The sequence below is a fragment of the Immundisolibacter sp. genome (genome assembly GCF_041601295.1).
In the GTDB taxonomy this organism is placed as follows: domain Bacteria; phylum Pseudomonadota; class Gammaproteobacteria; order Immundisolibacterales; family Immundisolibacteraceae; genus Immundisolibacter.
Genome location: NZ_JBFIII010000010.1, coordinates 13,470 through 28,982 on the forward strand (window position 1 = coordinate 13,470; position 15,513 = coordinate 28,982).

Consider the following 15,513-nt stretch of genomic DNA (forward strand, 5'->3'; position numbering starts at 1 on the left):
GTTAAATCGACGGCTCGAGGGCACTTACGACCATTGCTCGGGCACCGGGTCGATGCCACCGGCGCACCATGGGTGGCAGCGCAGCAGGCGCCTCAAGGCAAGCCAGCTCCCGCGCCAAGCCCCAAAGCGCCGCACGGCGACAGCGGCGTAATTTGAACAGCTGGGCTGAAAGCGGCAGTGTTGCCCGACAAACGGGCTAAGCAGGATTCTATAGCCGCGCAGCAGGATCAGCAGAACGCGACTCATGGCGCTGCTCCACACAGACGCTCCATGGCCGCCTCGACTTGCGCGAACGTAACGACCTGGCCACGCACCTGAAGGATGATGTCGCCGACCGGCAGGCGCTGCTGCCGCCGCCGAAAGGATTCACGCGCCCAACGCTTGATGGTATTGCGCCGCACGGCCAGCTTTACGCAGCGCTTTGGGACCACCACGCCCAGACGGGGTTGGCCGAAGTCATTACTCAGCGTAATCAACTCTAGGCTATCCAAACGCAGGCGCCGACCGCGCCTGAATATGTTCTTGAACTGGCCGGCTGTGAGCAGTCGCTGCTGGCGTGTGAACCGCTGCCCGGAAACCGCCGGCTCAGGCAGGTTCAGACGCTGCTGATGCGGTGGCGGCCTTTGGCGCGGCGGGCATTGATCACTCTGCGACCACCGACGCTACGCATGCGGACGCGAAAACCGTGCGTTCGCGCGCGGTGCAGGTTACTTGGCTGGTAGGTCCGCTTCATGGCCGCAACTTCCGGATGTGACAGGGGAAAAATGGCGCGAGAGCTTACCGAGAGCGAGCCTCGCAGTCAACCGGGTTTTTAGTTGTCCACACTCGTTAGCGGCTCCAGCTAGGGGGTAAACTTACCGGCCGCTCCGGCTTTCGGAACCGGGCCGGCAGCCGTCGAGGGCGCCCTTGAAAAACACTTGGCATAGCTGTCTCGCGCAGCTGGAAAGCGAGCTGTCGCAACAGCTTTACAACACATGGATCCGACCGCTGCAAGCACAGCTTGTCGATAGCACCGTGCACCTGCTGGCACCGAATCAGTTTGTGCTGGAGCAAGTCAGCACGCGCTTTCAGGCCCGCATCCGGGAACTGCTGGCTGATCGAGGACTCTCCCTGGTTCTGGAAATCGGTAGTTCCGTCGAACAGACAGCACAGACGTCGCCACATGGCAGGTCATCACCGCCTGCCACACAGCGCAAGCGCAAATCGGCGCCCGTGGTCGATGTTCATCTCGATTTCGATTCGTTTATCGAAGGTAAATCGAATCGGCTAGCGCGGGCCTCGGCGCTGCTAGTCAGCGAAAATTGCGGCGGGATCTACAACCCGTTACTGTTGTACGGCGGTGTCGGCCTGGGCAAGACTCATCTGTTGCATGCCATTGGCAATGCTCTGTTGACACAGCAGCCCGGCGCGCGCGTCGCCTATGTGTCGGCCGAGCGCTTTGTGGCCGACATGGTGTCGGCACTACAGCAGAACCGGGTTGACGGGTTCAAACAGTTTTACCGCAACCTCGACTTACTGCTGGTAGACGATATCCAGTTTCTCGCGGGTAAAGAACGCTCACAGGAGGAGTTTTTTCACGTTTTCAACTCCCTACTGGAAAGCAAGAACCAACTGGTCATGACATGTGACCGTTACCCCCGCGACATCAAAGGCTTGGAAGACCGGCTGAAGTCCCGATTCGGATGGGGCTTGTCCGTCGCCGTAGAAGCTCCTGACATGGAGACCCGGGTTGCCATCGTACTGAGCAAAGCGGCGCTGGCCAGGCAAACCGTTCCTCAGGAAGTGGCCTTCTTTATCGCCCGCCGGGTGCACTCGAACGTACGCGAACTTGAGGGCGCGCTGCGCACGGTCATGGCCTACGCCACGCTTACCCATAGCCCCATCACACTAGAACTGACGCGCGAAGCCTTGAGAGACATAGTCAAGGCTCAGGACCGCCAAGTGGCGCCCGACCAAATCGTCAAAGCGGTCGCCGAGTACTACCGCATCCGAGCCGCTGACCTGACCTCGCGTAGCCGCAAGCGCTGCTTTGCTCGGCCCAGACAAATGGGTATGGCCCTGGCAAAGGAATTGACCTCCTGCAGCTTGCCAGAAATCGGTACGGCTCTTGGCGGTCGCGATCACACCACCGTACTGTACGCCTGCGAACGCATCACGGCCCTGCGCCGCGATGATGAAACAATCGCCGAGGATTACACCAACCTCGTTCGAATCTTGACCAGTTAAAAGCTGTGGATAAGTTGTGGAGGCTGAACGACCAACCCGGGCTAACTCGATTGCCGGGCCATACTTTGGTCAAGTAGTGAGAAAGATACCCTAGCGATCCACAATCCAACTTACTGAAAATAAATGCTATTTTTACCTTATCCAGTTACTAACAGCCCTTAATAGTAATAAGCCTTAAATCAATAAGTTTGAGTATTAACGAGGCCACCCATGAAAATCAGCGTTGAACGCAGTCAGCTCATGACACCACTACAGGTGGCGCACGCTGTGGTTGAACGGCGCCAAACCCTGCCTATTCTGGCTAATGTGCTTATCCGAGCGGATGCTGATGGCTTTCGTCTATCGGCAACGGATCTAGAGGTCGAGCTGTTGATTCCAGGCAAACTGGAAAAATGCCTGGCTGAGGGCGCCACGACTTTGCCGGCCAGAAAACTGCTGGATCTTTGTCGCGCCACGCCGGAAGGTACCCTGTTAACTATCGAGACAAACGGCGAGCGAGCATCTGTCAGGGCTGGACGAGCGAGATTTTCTCTTAGCACCCTTCCGGCCGCCGAGTTCCCCGGTATCGATGTCAAGGGCGATGAACTGCCGTTGGTGTTGTCCCAGCGGGATTTGCGTCGGGCCATTGAGACCACCTATTTTGCAATGGCGCAACAGGACGTGCGCTATTACCTGAACGGCATGTTGCTGGAGATTGAGGGCGGCAAGGTGCGCTTCGTGGCGACCGATGGCCACCGCATGGCGGTGACGGATCTCGCCGTCGAGGTGCCGCCGGACGCCAGTCGTCGCATCATCGTGCCGCGCAAAACGGTGGTAGAGACGTTACGCATCTTGAACGACGTCGATACGCCGGCGACTTTGAGTATCGGCCGAGACCACCTGATTCTGTCTGCCGCGGATGTCGTGTTCAAATCCAAAGTGATCGATGGCACCTTCCCGGATTACGAGCGGGTTATTCCCCGTAACCAGGACAAGACGATTGATATTGACCGGTTGGCGTTTCGCGAAGCGCTGGGTCGGGTCGCGATTTTTGCCAACGAGAAGTACCGGTCGGTGCGCTTGAAGCTGGAGCCGAACCTGCTGCGCCTGTCCGCCAATAATGCTGAGAATGAGGAAGGTGAAGAAGAGCTGGAGATCGAGTACAGCGGCGGCGAGCTGGAAATTGGGTTCAACGTCAGCTACTTGATCGATGTATTGGGCGCCCTGCGCAGTGACGCGGTGTGCTTGCAGCTGGCGGATTCAGGCAGCAGTTGTCTGCTTACCGAGCCGGGAGGCGGGCCAAGTCGCTATGTCATCATGCCAATGCGCCTTTGATCTTTGTTGAATGCGATTGACCCGCCTCATCGCTCGTGACGTGCGCAATCTGAAGGCAATCGACTGGCGCCCAGCACCGGGCCTGAACCTATTGGTAGGACCCAATGGGGGTGGAAAAACCTCTGTGCTTGAAGCGATTCATTTGGCGGCGCTCGGGCGATCGTTCAGGACCCGCGATACCAGTCAGATCGTGCGCCATGGAACGCTGGGCTTGAGTATAAGTGCCTGGTTCGAGACCCCCGATCAGCGGGATTTCCACGTCCGCATGGACCGGGATGGGAGCGGTACCCGGCTTAGCCTGGATGGCCGCCAGCTTAGGGCTGCGTCTGAGTTGGCGCGTACCTTACCCATTTTGCCGTTGTCGCAGGACGGGGTACGCCGATTCAGGATGAGTCGCGGCGAGCGACGTTCCTTGCTGGATTGGGGGTTGTTTCACGTGGAACCCGAATTTCACCGCAGCTGGGTTCGCTATCACACGGCGTTGGCTCAGCGTAATGCGGCTCTTCGCTCGGGTCAGCCGAGCAAGCCGTGGCTGGAGGCATTGGTTGGAGATGGGGAGCTTCTGACGAAAAGTCGAGAGGCCTACGTGCTACGCCTACAGTCCCACGTTGAACGCGTAAGCGAGCGCTTGGAACTCGGCTTGGAAGTGACGCTGGAGTTCAGTCGTGGTTGGCGAGATGGTTTGCCCCTGGCTGCGTACTGGAGTGAGGCGGAAAATAGCGACCGGAAACTCGGTTACACCTCTGGCGGTCCGCACCGGGCAAATCTAGGCTTTCGCTCGCGTGACCGACTTGGCATGGAGCAGATGTCTGCTGGCCAGGCCAAGCTTTTGTACCTCGTGCTGCGGCTGGCGCAACTCGACGAATTGCTGGACGGCCAGCCGGAACCCACCCCAATAGTGTTTGTCGACGACCTCGCTGCCGAGCTTGACAATCGCCACGTGACGGCGGTGTTGGCTACGTTGGCCGCCCACAAACTGCAACGATTCGTGACCTCCCCCGCGTTTGACGCGGACCTTGTCGCCGACGCTGATGCTCTGTTCCACGTGGAACAGGGTGCCCTGCTATCCGCGCCTCATTGAGAACCCCATGACTGAATCTAACGTCTACGACTCTTCCAGTATCAAAGTGTTGAAAGGCTTGGACGCCGTGCGCAAGCGGCCCGGTATGTATATCGGAGACACCGACGATGGCAGCGGTCTGCACCATATGGTGTTTGAAGTAGTGGACAACGCTATTGATGAGGCGCTTGCTGGTCATTGCAGGAACGTCACCGTTACGATCCACGAAGAGGGGGCCAGCATCGAAGACGATGGTCGAGGGATTCCCGTCGATATTCATGAGGAGGAAGGCTGTTCCGCGGCGGAAGTCATCATGACTACCCTGCACGCGGGCGGCAAGTTCGATGACAACTCGTACAAGATATCCGGGGGCTTGCATGGCGTAGGCGTATCGGTAGTGAACGCTTTGTCGGAGCACCTGCAGCTGACAATCCGCCGTGACGGCAAGGTTCACGAGCAAATTTACCGGGACGGCGTGCCACAGGCATCGTTAGCCGTGATCGGCGAAACGACCACCACCGGAACCCGCGTTTTTTTCAAGCCGAGCGCCAAGGTGTTCACCGATGTCGAGTTCCATTTCGACATTCTTGCCAAGCGCCTGCGAGAGTTGTCGTTCCTTAACTCCGGAGTGCGCATAGAACTGAATGACGAGCGCACGGACCGCCATGAGGTCTTCGAGTATCTCGGTGGGATCAGCTCGTTTGTGGAGCACCTGAACCGGAACAAGACGCCCATGCATCCGACCGTGTTCCATTTCCTGGATCAGCGTGGCGACATTGGGGTAGAGATCGCCATTCAGTGGAACGATTCCTACCAGGAGACCATGTTCTGCTTTACCAATAACATTCCACAGCGGGACGGCGGCACCCACTTGGCTGGTTTCCGCAGTGGTCTGACGCGTACTCTGAACCAGTACATGGAGAAGGAGGGCATCGCCAAGAAAGCCAAGGTGGAAACCAGCGGAGAGGACATTCGAGAAGGCTTGACTTGTGTCTTGTCGGTGAAAGTGCCAGATCCGAAGTTCTCCTCGCAGACCAAGGAGAAGTTGGTCTCTTCCGAGATCAAGGGTGTGGTCGAGGCGGCAATCGCTGAAAAGCTCAACGACTTTTTACTTGAACGCCCCGCTGAAGCGCGAGCGATTGTTTCAAAGATCGTAGACGCGGCGCGGGCCCGTGAAGCCGCGCGCCGCGCCCGCGAGATGACGCGGCGCAAGGGTGTGCTGGATATCGCCGGCTTGCCTGGCAAACTTGCCGATTGCCAGGAAAAAGATCCCAGTTTGTGCGAGTTGTACCTGGTGGAGGGTGATTCGGCCGGTGGGTCCGCCAAGCAGGCCCGTGATCGTCGCTCGCAAGCCATCCTGCCGCTGAAAGGCAAGATACTGAACGTAGAGAAGGCGCGTTTTGACAAGATGTTGTCATCGGCCGAGGTAGGTACTCTGATCACGGTGCTCGGCTGCGGCATTGGCCGCGACGAATACAACCCGGACAAACTGCGCTACCACCGCATTATCATCATGACCGACGCCGACGTCGACGGCGCCCATATCTGCACGTTGTTGCTTACTTTCTTCTATCGGCAAATGCCCGAGCTTATCGAGCGTGGCCATTTGTATATCGCCCAGCCGCCGTTGTATCGGGTAAAAAAAGGCAAGCAGGAGCGTTACCTCAAGGACGAGCGTAGCCTAAATTTGTATCTGCTTGAGCTCGCCCTCCAGAACGTAACCTTGCGCCCAACAGCGGACGCTTCGCCGTTGCCGAGTGCGGACTTCGAAGCGTTGGCGAAAGACTACACGACAGTGTTGGCGCTGATTGAACGGGCGAGCCGGCGAGTCGACCGCCGTATTCTGAATGCCCTGCTGGATCAGCCGCAGGTAACTGATGCGCGCCTGCAGGACCTCCCTGCCATGACTGCGTTGGCACAAGGGCTCGAAGCAGCCTTGGCCACGGCGACTGCCCGCTTCAACGTGAGCTGGCAGGTAGCGGAAGGTGGCGAGGGTATGTTGCTGGCGCAGCGCCTGGAGCATGGCGTGGCAACGTCGTTCGCGCTGGGTCGAGCCTTTTGGCACTCGCCGGAGTATCGCGGTATCGGGGCGATGGCAGCGCGTCTGGCCGGATTGATCGGGTCTGGCGCTACGCTACAGATTGGGGACAACAATCGCCCGATTGCCACCTTTGGACAGGCCTTGGAGATACTACTCGCCGAAGGGCAACGCGGAGTCGGAGTGCAGCGTTACAAGGGACTCGGTGAGATGAACCCGGAACAGCTGTGGGAGACCACCATGGACGTCGCAGCCCGTCGCCTGTTGCGGGTGCGAGTCGAGGATGTGGTGGCCGCCGATCAGATGTTCAGTACGCTGATGGGAGATGACGTCGCGCCGCGGCGTGAATTTATCGAAACCAACGCTTTGGCGGTCGCCAATCTGGACGTCTGAGTTCGTCCGGATCTAGGCCGGCACCAGCTCAGGCGGCTGGTGCTGGTAAGGCGTCCTGGGGCGCTGGCTCGCGGTGCCCGCAGGTTTTGTCCGGGCAAACTTTCTCGGCGCCGCGTCGCTTGCCTATCTTGAGCGTCATGATCGCGTGGCCACACTTTGGACAAGGCTCGGCTAAGGGAGGGTCCCAGACCGCGAATTTGCAGTCTGGATAACGGCTGCACGAGAAAAATAGCTTACCGTACCGTGACTTGCGCTCCATCAGAGTGCCCTGTTTGCATTCGGGGCAGGCGACGCCGGTATCCTTCGGTTTGTTGAGCGGCTCTACGTGTTTACAGGTAGGGTAGTTCTGGCATCCGATGAAGCGGCCATAACGGCCTCGTTTGTAGGCAAGGTCGCCTTCGCACAACGGGCACTTGCGATCCAGAAGCTCGGGCGCAGGTTCGGGCTCGCCATTGGCAGGTTTGATATCCCGGGTGTATTTACATTCAGGGTACGTTGTGCAGCCAATGAAATTGCCGCGTTTGCCAAGTCGTATGGCGAGCGGCTTACCACATTCCGGACAGGCTTCGTCAAGGAGTTGCTGCGTGACGTCCTTTCGAGCGACCGAGGTTTCAGTTTGTACCACGAGCTCGTGAAACGGCTGCCAGAAGCGTTCCAGCACCGGTAGCCACTCGGCCTCACCGCGTGACACGGCGTCGAGTTCGTCCTCCAGGCGGGCGGTGAAGTCGTAGTCGACGTACTGTGTGAAGAACTCGGTCAAGAACCGGCTCACGACACGGCCAACGTCGGTCGGCAGGAAGCGCTTGCCATCCAGGGCCACATATTCACGCTGCTGGAGTGTGGTGATGATATTGGCGTAGGTTGACGGCCGGCCGATGCCGTATTCCTCCAGAATCTTGATCAAACTGGCTTCGTTGTAGCGCGGGGGTGGTTCGGTAAAGTGTTGATTTGCCGCAAGTTCGCGCAGCTCCACTTCGGCATCCTGCTCCAGGGGCGGCAAGGATGACTCGTCCTGTTCGCCCTCCTCGCGGTTGTCGTACAGGGCCAGAAAACCCGGCTCCCGCACCGTGGAGCCGGTGGCCCGCAGCAGCGTCTCGGGGTGTGCTGGCGGACACAGATCCACGGCGACGGTATCAATCTGTGCCGGGGTCATCTGGCTCGCCAGCGTGCGGTTCCACACCAATGTATAAAGTTTGAGCTGGTCTGCGCTCAGGTGCGCCTTGAGCTTGTCCGGCGTAAGGGCGGCCGAACTTGGGCGAACGGCTTCGTGCGCTTCCTGTGCGTTCTTGCTCTTGGTCTTGAATACGTTGGGCGAGGCGGGCAGCGCCGGGTTACCGAAGCGCTCGAGGATAAGCTCGCGAATCTCCTGAACCGCCTCGGCCGCGAGACTGGTGGAGTCGGTACGCATATAGGTGATCAAACCCATCGGGCCACTGCCGATGTCCACACCCTCGTAGAGCTGTTGTGCAATCCGCATGGTGCGCTGGCCGGTAAAGCCAAAGCGTTTGGACGCCTCCTGCTGCAGGGTGGAGGTTATGAACGGTGGGGCAGGATTACGCTTGCGCGAGCGGCGGGTAATCGCCGCGACCCGCAATGTGCCGTTGGCCTGGGTTGCGATGGTGGCGCGCACCTGTTCGGCGCGCTCGCCTGTGACGATGCTGAACTGCTCGACTTTATCGCCTTCGAACTGCGCCAGCTTGGCAGTAAATCCGGCCTTGCCCTTGCCCGCCGTGGCATCAAGGGTCCAGTACTCCCGCGGCGTGAAGGCCTCGATTTCTTCCTCGCGCTCGACGATCAGTCGCAGCGCCGGGCTCTGCACCCGACCCGCCGACAGGCCGCGGCGGATCTTCTTCCATAACAGCGGCGAGATGTTGAAACCGACCAGATAGTCCAGCGCCCGCCGGGCCTGCTGGGCATTGACCAAATCCATGGAGATATCTCCCGGATTTTGCACCGCTTCCTGAATCGCCCGCTGGGTGATTTCGTGAAAAACCACCCTTCGGACCGGTTTGTCCTTGATGGCACCCCTTTCCTTGAGCAGCTCGGCCAGATGCCAGGCGATGGCCTCTCCCTCGCGGTCGGGATCGGTGGCTAGCAGCAGTTGATCCGCGGCGCGTAACGCCTTGGCGATGGCGTCCACATGGCGCTGGTTGCGCTCGATGCTCTCGTAGCGCATGGAAAAATTTCGGTCGGTCTCTACCGCCCCTTCCTTGGCCACCAAGTCACGCACGTGACCGTAGGACGCGAACACCTCGTAGTCCGCTCCGAGATATTTCTTGATGGTTTTGGCCTTGGCCGGGGACTCGACGACGACAACAGTTCTTGGATTGTTCATAAGACGGGCTGCGCCCGTGGCAGTGGTACGGTGAGTGTCACGCGCTTGCGTAGGGATGGGGGAGCGTCGGCCAAGGCAGTTCTACTGCAGACGCCGCAGCGCTTCGGGTTGAGCCATTTCCTCCATGTAGGCGTACAGATGGGCCGTGTCAGGCCGGTTGTAAAGGACCATAAGGGCGATCCATTTGATGGCATCGAGGTCAATTTCGTCCAGTTCGAGTGCCATCGCTCGATCGACGACCCGTTCGAGGGAGGGTTTGTCGATCATGGGGTTCTGCCCGAGCAGAATCAGAAAACCCTGCGCTTCCAGGCTCAGCCGGTATTGCTCCTGCGCGCAGAAGTGGCGCAGCGCATTCTCGCCCCAGGCGCTACAGGTTTCTTGCTGCACTTCGTCGTCGTCCGCGAGGCTTTCCAGCCAGTCGAAGGCGTGGTCTATTTCACCATCCCCAAAACCCATGCTGGCCAGTTGGCCAGCAAGATTGTCACGAGCGTCGTCGTCCAGGGTGCCGCCGTCGCTGTAATGGTCCAGCAAGAACATCAGCACGTCGAGAACGGATTCCTTCATCGATATCCTCAGCATCCCTACATCCGGCCTTGGCGGCTGAACAAGCCGCCGGGCTGGGGTGCTACCAAACCATCCAGTTGCAGCGTCAAGAGCATGGTGGAAACTTCGGCCACCGTCAATCCGACGCGTGCTACCAGAAGGTCAAGACTGACCGGACTATCGCCAATACAGGCCAGCACCCTGGCCGCCATGGGGTCCAGCGCGGGAGCGACCAGCGGTAAGCTGTGCGTGCTATGACCCACAGACAGTTGCGGGAGTTCCTCCAGGATGTCCGCCGCCGATTCGACCAGCTTGGCGCCTTCGCGGATCAGCGCATGACAGCCGCGCGCGAGCGGGTTGTGAATGCCGCCCGGGATCGCGAACACCTCTCGCCCCTGTTCGGCCGCCAGACGGGCGGTAATCAGCGAGCCGCTGCGGGCTCCGGCTTCCACGACCAGGACGCCTAGCGACAGACCACTGATGATCCGATTGCGGCGCGGGAAGTTGAACGCTCGCGGCGGCGTCCCCACCGGTTGTTCGCTGACCAGCGCGCCGACGAGGCGCAGTTGGTCAGCGAGTTCGGCGTGCTGGCCCGGATACACCCGATCAGGGCCGGTGCCAAGTACCGCGAGGGACTTGCCCTGCGCGGCGAGAGCGCCACGGTGCGCAGCGCCGTCGGCACCTTCGGCAAGCCCACTGGTCACCACCAGCCCGCAACGAGACAGGGCGCCGGCCATGGCAAACGCGGTTTCTACACCGGCCGGGGAGGCATTGCGGCTGCCGACAATGGCGATCTGTGGCGCAAGCAACAGCGCCGCGGCACCCTCGACCAGCAGCGCCAGGGGTGGGTCCGCAATCTGCGCCAGCTGCTGTGGATAGCCTGGCAAATCCAGGAACAGCGCCTGGCGATCGGGCGCCGCCTCAAGCCACGCGAGGTCGGCTTGAGGCGGGTGCTGGGCGGCAGCGGCGATAGCCTTGCCTAGGCGCGAGTTAGCGCCCAGCGCGCTCGCCAGTTTTCGGGGCGATGCCGCCAACGCTCCGGCCGGGGACCCAAATTCGCCGAGTAATCGGCGCCAGGCAACAACGCCCAGGCCCGGCGTACGCGCCAGAGCCAGGCTGGCCGCAGCGGGTGTCAGGGGGGCGTCACCTCGTCCAGCACGTGCATCGGTCGGCTGGCGCGCATAACCAGGGCGTAGCTCACCCGCTCGAACAGCCGAAACACAATAACCGCACCGGCTGGCTCGCTCGGGGGTTGCACCCGCTGGCGTGCGACGGGGTCATCGATTGGCTGTTGTATCTGGCGTACCTGCAGTACGTGGCCCAGTTCCAGGCCGTCGCGACGCCCGCGACTGAGGGCTACGACGCTGTACTGGCCGATTTGCGAGACGCCATCGACCACGCTGATGATGTGCCCGCGTACCTCAGAGCTTGGCGCGTGTGGGAGGTAAGAAGCCTGCATGGGCCGGTCGTCGGTCGGGATCAGCACATCGCCGGCGAGAACCTCCCGCCTGGCTTTGATTACCGCCAGCGTGGCCGGGTCACCCGAACGCTGTACCTTGCCCTGGCCGATGAACAGTGCAGCGTAGCCCAGCGCCTCCCCAGTTTCGGGGTCGAAATACGGATCACCGATGCGATAGATATCCAGCATCTGGCCCGTTTCGGCGGAAGTCTGGCGTGCATAGACGCGATCCCCCGCACCTACCGTCAGGTGCTCGTCCGCGGCCGCGGCTACGTAGGCAAAATCACTTGGCTGGTTGCTGCGCAGCACGACGGCTTCTTCCAGGAAAGCCTGGACGTGCTTGAACGGGATAGGGGGTATGGCAGTGTCGATAGCGCTTGAGCGAACTTGCGGCGACAGCCGGTCCGGCCCCCCGCCGCCGTCGCGTATGAGGCGCGGCCCATCCGCCGTCATAACCAATCGCAAGCGGTCGCCTGGATAGATAAGATGCGGATTGCTGATCTGGGGGTTTACGCCCCACAATTTCGGCCAGTACCAGGGTTTTTCCAGGAAGCGCCCTGATATGTCCCACAGCGTGTCGCCGCGCACCACCACGTACTCGTCCGGATGGTCCGGGCGCAGTGCCAGGTCGTCAGCGCCTGCCAGGAGCGGCCACAGAAAAAAAAGAGATAACAGCCAATAGCGGGTTCTGGTCATGGGTGAGTTCCGGCCAGTATGATTATTTCGCTCTCGCGGGCCCGCAAGCCTAATCACTCACGGATGGGTCGGGCACCATTAGCCGACACGTCGGTCAGCGGCGCCATAGTCCTAAGGGCACTCTCAGTGTAGCCCAGATAGCCAATCTCACCACCTAACATCACCCCCATGGCCCTGCTTCCTATACTCACCTACCCCGATCCGGCTCTGCGGCACCGAGCGCGCCCGGTTGATTCCATAGACAACGCGCTGCGACAGCTCGCGGCAGATATGGCGCAGACCATGTATGCCGCCAAGGGCATTGGTCTTGCCGCGACCCAGGTCGGCGAGGCCAGGCGGCTTCTGGTGATGGACCTCAGCGCTGAGGGCGACGCCTTGCAGGTGATGGTGAACCCACAGATCCTGGTCCGTGACGGCAGTCAGATCAGCGAAGAAGGGTGCCTTTCGGTGCCCGAGGTGTTCGAAACAGTGGAACGTGCCGAGCGCATTACCGTACGTTTCCTCGATCTTGATGGTGAGATCCAGCAGCTTGACCTTGATGGCCTGCTGGCAGTGTGCGTGCAGCACGAGATCGATCATCTCGATGGCAAGCTGTTCGTGGACTATTTGTCGCGCCTCAAACAGGATCGTCTTCGCAAGAAAGCTGACAAGCGTGGGCGGGAAGGGACACGGCTGTGAGCCTTAACGTCGTCTTCGCCGGCACGGCGCCATTTGCCGTGCCGAGTCTGCATGCCCTGCTGGCGGCCGGGCATGCGGTACGTGCCGCGTACACACAGCCGGACCGTCCAGCCGGGCGAGGGCGCAAGCTCAGTCCGTCGGCGGTCAAGGTGGCCGCACTGGCGGCGGGCGTCAAGGTTCTCCAGCCGGCCAGCCTTCGGCAGGCCGAAGCCGCCACGCAGCTGGCCGGGTTTGGGCCTGATCTGCTGGTGGTGGTGGCCTATGGTCTGATCCTGCCGACAGCGCTGCTCGCCGTGCCGCGCCTGGGTGCGCTCAACGTCCACGGCTCACTGCTGCCGCGCTGGCGGGGCGCGGCCCCGGTTGAGCGGGCATTGCTGGCCGGTGATGCGCAGACCGGAGTGTGCATCATGCAGATGGACGCGGGCCTGGACACCGGGCCGGTGTTTCTGGAGCGCCGCGAACCGATCCGGCCGGACGACACCGGGGGCAGTCTGCGTGAGCGCCTGGCTCAGCTCGGTGCGGCGGGTCTGGTACAGGTGCTGGCTGGTCTGGAGGCGGGTGGCATGGTGGCCCGGCCACAGCTGGTCGACGGTGCGTGCTATGCCGCCAAGATCGACAAGCGCGAGGCGCAGCTGGACTGGGCCCAGGCGGCGCAGGTGCTGGACAGAAAAGTGCGAGCGTTTGTCCCGGCGCCGTTGGCGTGGACCGTCTGGCGCGGGCAACGCTTGCGTATAGGCGCCGCGCGGCTCGGTTCGGGCACGGGCCCCGCCGGTCAGGTCTTGGCGGTCGGGGCCGCGGGAGTCGAGGTCGCTTGCGGTACCGGTAGCCTGTGCCTCACAGCGTTGCAGCCGGAAGGTGGACGGATGCTGTCGGCGCGCGAATTCCTTGCCGGACGGCGCATCTCGTCCGGGGAATATCTGGAATCGCCCGCCGCCGGTTGAGTGGCGCCATGGCTTGGTTGGTCTACCCGCCGTCGGGTCAGGTAGAGCTGGCCAGCAGCTTTTCCAGGTAATGGATGCTGACCCCGCCGCGGCGAAAGTCGCCTTCATCCACCAGCCGCAGATGCAGCGTCGTGTTGGTCTGGATGCCTTCCACGATCAGTTCCAGCAGGGCCGTGCGTACCCGCGCCAGGGCGATGGTGCGGTCGGCGCCGTGCGCGATCAGCTTGCCGATCATCGAGTCGTAGTTCGGCGGCACCGTGTAGCCGGCATACAGGTGCGAATCGAAGCGGATGCCCGGTCCGCCGGGCGCGTGAAACTGCCCGACCCGGCCTGGTGAAGGCACGAAGCTGGTTGGGTTCTCGGCGTTGATGCGGCACTCGATGGCGTGGCCACGCCAGGTGATGTCTTCTTGCCGATACCCCAGGCCGAGACCCGCCGCGATGCGCAGCTGTTCACGTACCAGATCAACGCCGGTCACCGCTTCGGTCACCGGATGCTCGACCTGAATGCGCGTGTTCATCTCGATGAAGTAGAACTCGCCGTTTTCGTACAGAAACTCGAACGTGCCCGCGCCGCGGTAGCAGATCTTCCGGCATACGTCCACGCATAACTCGCCCATGCGCATGCGTTGTTCGTCGGTGATGCCCGGCGCGGGGGCCTCCTCGATAACCTTCTGGTGGCGGCGCTGAACGGAGCAGTCGCGTTCCCCGAGGTGAATCGCCTCACCCTCGCCGTCGCCCAGGACCTGGAACTCGATGTGCCGCGGCTGGGTGAGGTACTTCTCCATGTACACGACATCGTTGCCAAATGCGGCGCCAGCCTCGCGGCGTGTGGTGGAGATGGCCGCGCCGAGCGCTGCCTCTGTGTGCACCACGCGCATGCCGCGTCCCCCGCCACCACCTGCGGCCTTTATCAAAACCGGGTAGCCGAGGCGGTCGGCAATCCGCAGGTTTTCGGCCTCGTCGTCGCCGAGTGGGCCGCCCGAGCCCGGCACCGTGGGCACGCCCAGCTGTTTCATCAGGGCGATGGCTTCGAGCTTGTCGCCCATCCGGCGGATCGTGTCCGGCCGCGGGCCGATGAACACGAAACCGCTTTCCTCCACACTTTCGGCAAATTGCGCGTTCTCGGACAAAAAGCCGTAGCCAGGATGGATAGCCTCGGCGTCAGTGACCTCCGCCGCGGCGATGATGGCCGGGATGTTGAGGTAGCTCTTGCCAGGCTCCGGCGGGCCGATACACACCGACTCGTCAGCCAGGCGCACATGAATCAGCTCACGGTCGGCGGTGGAATGCACCGCCACTGTGCCAATACCCAGCTCGCGGCAGGCGCGCAGCACGCGCAACGCAATCTCGCCGCGGTTGGCGATCACTACTTTTGAGAACATGGCGCGGCCCGTCAGGCAATAACAACGAGGGGCTGGCCGAATTCCACTGGCTGGCCGTCTTCAACCAGGATAGCGGCTATCACGCCGCCTTTCTCGGCCTCGATCTGGTTCATCAGTTTCATGGCTTCGATAATGCAAATCACGTCGCCGGCCGAGATCTGCTTGCCTACCGCGATAAACGGCGCACTTTCAGGTGACGCGGCCCGGTAGAAGGTACCGACCATCGGTGCGGTTTGAGTGTGACCCGCGGGCTGAGCAGGCGCGGGCTCGATGGCTGGTAGCGGAATTGTCGGCGCCGCGGCGACGGGCGCGGCAGCCGCGGTCACCACCGTGCCGACAGGAGCCTTGCTCAGACGTATCGACTCCTCGCCTTCGCGAACTTCCAGCTCGCTGATGCCCGACTGCTCCACCAGCTCCATGAGCTTCTTTATCTTGCGGATATCCAT

The 15,513-nt window shown here is 61.4% G+C and carries 15 protein-coding genes; 6 read left to right on the forward strand and 9 right to left on the reverse strand.

The features are described from left to right. Positions 1-24 precede the first annotated feature (24 nt). The 3 genes from yidD to rpmH are packed head-to-tail and all read right to left on the reverse strand — an operon-like array spanning position 25 to position 733. Positions 25-246, reverse strand: coding sequence for a membrane protein insertion efficiency factor YidD (gene yidD, locus ABZF37_RS02440; RefSeq protein WP_372716382.1), 222 nt, complete (start codon positions 244-246; stop codon positions 25-27). Continuing rightward, positions 243-599, reverse strand: coding sequence for a ribonuclease P protein component (gene rnpA / locus ABZF37_RS02445; protein WP_372716439.1), 357 nt, complete (start codon positions 597-599; stop codon positions 243-245). Before rnpA ends, yidD begins: the two co-directional genes overlap by 4 nt. Further along, the gene (rpmH, locus tag ABZF37_RS02450; RefSeq protein ID WP_372716384.1) at positions 596-733 is read right to left on the reverse strand and encodes a 50S ribosomal protein L34; all 138 of its coding nucleotides are present in this window, start codon (positions 731-733) and stop codon (positions 596-598) included. Before rpmH ends, rnpA begins: the two co-directional genes overlap by 4 nt. A gap of 173 nt (positions 734-906) precedes the next feature. Here rpmH and dnaA point away from each other — a divergent pair, with 173 nt between their 5' ends. From dnaA to gyrB, 4 genes are all read left to right on the forward strand, one after another. Further along, positions 907-2,226, forward strand: a complete 1,320-nt coding sequence (gene dnaA, locus ABZF37_RS02455; protein WP_372716387.1) for a chromosomal replication initiator protein DnaA — start codon at positions 907-909, stop codon at positions 2,224-2,226. A gap of 210 nt (positions 2,227-2,436) precedes the next feature. Next, positions 2,437-3,540: a DNA polymerase III subunit beta gene (gene dnaN, locus ABZF37_RS02460; protein ID WP_372716389.1), complete on the forward strand. Its 1,104-nt coding sequence runs from the start codon at positions 2,437-2,439 to the stop codon at positions 3,538-3,540. A gap of 10 nt (positions 3,541-3,550) precedes the next feature. After that, complete coding sequence (locus ABZF37_RS02465; RefSeq protein WP_372716391.1) at positions 3,551-4,621, forward strand: DNA replication/repair protein RecF; 1,071 nt, start codon at positions 3,551-3,553, stop codon at positions 4,619-4,621. Positions 4,622-4,628: 7 nt separating this feature from the next. Beyond that, positions 4,629-7,031: a DNA topoisomerase (ATP-hydrolyzing) subunit B gene (gyrB, locus tag ABZF37_RS02470; protein ID WP_372716393.1), complete on the forward strand. Its 2,403-nt coding sequence runs from the start codon at positions 4,629-4,631 to the stop codon at positions 7,029-7,031. Positions 7,032-7,059: 28 nt separating this feature from the next. Here the strand turns inward: gyrB and topA are convergent, their stop codons facing one another. From topA to ABZF37_RS02490, 4 genes are all read right to left on the reverse strand, one after another. Further along, on the reverse strand, positions 7,060-9,366 hold the full coding sequence (gene topA / locus ABZF37_RS02475) for a type I DNA topoisomerase (protein ID WP_372716395.1): 2,307 nt from the start codon (positions 9,364-9,366) through the stop codon (positions 7,060-7,062). Between the two features lie 81 nt (positions 9,367-9,447). After that, positions 9,448-9,930, reverse strand: a complete 483-nt coding sequence (locus ABZF37_RS02480; RefSeq protein ID WP_372716397.1) for a DUF494 family protein — start codon at positions 9,928-9,930, stop codon at positions 9,448-9,450. A 17-nt stretch (positions 9,931-9,947) separates the two neighbouring features. Next, positions 9,948-11,045: a DNA-processing protein DprA gene (gene dprA / locus ABZF37_RS02485; protein WP_372716442.1), complete on the reverse strand. Its 1,098-nt coding sequence runs from the start codon at positions 11,043-11,045 to the stop codon at positions 9,948-9,950. Then, a complete protein-coding gene (locus tag ABZF37_RS02490; RefSeq protein WP_372716399.1) occupies positions 11,042-12,064 on the reverse strand; it encodes a LysM peptidoglycan-binding domain-containing protein in 1,023 nt (340 codons plus the stop codon). Before ABZF37_RS02490 ends, dprA begins: the two co-directional genes overlap by 4 nt. A gap of 168 nt (positions 12,065-12,232) precedes the next feature. On the opposite strand from ABZF37_RS02490, the gene def reads away from it, so the two are divergent. After that, positions 12,233-12,742 carry a peptide deformylase gene (gene def / locus ABZF37_RS02495; RefSeq protein ID WP_372716401.1) on the forward strand — a complete coding sequence of 170 codons (510 nt, stop codon included), beginning with the start codon at positions 12,233-12,235 and terminating at the stop codon, positions 12,740-12,742. Beyond that, the gene (fmt, locus tag ABZF37_RS02500; protein ID WP_372716403.1) at positions 12,739-13,683 is read left to right on the forward strand and encodes a methionyl-tRNA formyltransferase; all 945 of its coding nucleotides are present in this window, start codon (positions 12,739-12,741) and stop codon (positions 13,681-13,683) included. Before def ends, fmt begins: the two co-directional genes overlap by 4 nt. A gap of 37 nt (positions 13,684-13,720) precedes the next feature. On the opposite strand, the gene accC is transcribed toward fmt, so the two are convergent. Together accC and accB are read right to left on the reverse strand one after the other, a co-directional pair. Next, positions 13,721-15,067, reverse strand: coding sequence for an acetyl-CoA carboxylase biotin carboxylase subunit (gene accC / locus ABZF37_RS02505; protein WP_372716405.1), 1,347 nt, complete (start codon positions 15,065-15,067; stop codon positions 13,721-13,723). Positions 15,068-15,078: 11 nt separating this feature from the next. After that, on the reverse strand, positions 15,079-15,513 hold the full coding sequence (gene accB, locus ABZF37_RS02510) for an acetyl-CoA carboxylase biotin carboxyl carrier protein (protein WP_372716407.1): 435 nt from the start codon (positions 15,511-15,513) through the stop codon (positions 15,079-15,081).

Bases quoted from the DNA above. Each gene is read 5' to 3' on its own strand.
- yidD (WP_372716382.1), bottom strand. From the start codon at position 246: ATGAGTCGCGTTCTGCTGATCCTGCTGCGCGGCTATAGAATCCTGCTT.
- rpmH (WP_372716384.1), bottom strand. From the start codon at position 733: ATGAAGCGGACCTACCAGCCAAGTAACCTGCACCGCGCGCGAACGCAC.
- dnaN (WP_372716389.1), top strand. From the start codon at position 2,437: ATGAAAATCAGCGTTGAACGCAGTCAGCTCATGACACCACTACAGGTG.
- ABZF37_RS02465 (WP_372716391.1), top strand. From the start codon at position 3,551: ATGCGATTGACCCGCCTCATCGCTCGTGACGTGCGCAATCTGAAGGCA.
- gyrB (WP_372716393.1), top strand. From the start codon at position 4,629: ATGACTGAATCTAACGTCTACGACTCTTCCAGTATCAAAGTGTTGAAA.
- topA (WP_372716395.1), bottom strand. From the start codon at position 9,366: ATGAACAATCCAAGAACTGTTGTCGTCGTCGAGTCCCCGGCCAAGGCC.
- ABZF37_RS02480 (WP_372716397.1), bottom strand. From the start codon at position 9,930: ATGAAGGAATCCGTTCTCGACGTGCTGATGTTCTTGCTGGACCATTAC.
- ABZF37_RS02490 (WP_372716399.1), bottom strand. From the start codon at position 12,064: ATGACCAGAACCCGCTATTGGCTGTTATCTCTTTTTTTTCTGTGGCCG.
- def (WP_372716401.1), top strand. From the start codon at position 12,233: ATGGCCCTGCTTCCTATACTCACCTACCCCGATCCGGCTCTGCGGCAC.
- accC (WP_372716405.1), bottom strand. From the start codon at position 15,067: ATGTTCTCAAAAGTAGTGATCGCCAACCGCGGCGAGATTGCGTTGCGC.
- accB (WP_372716407.1), bottom strand. From the start codon at position 15,513: ATGGATATCCGCAAGATAAAGAAGCTCATGGAGCTGGTGGAGCAGTCG.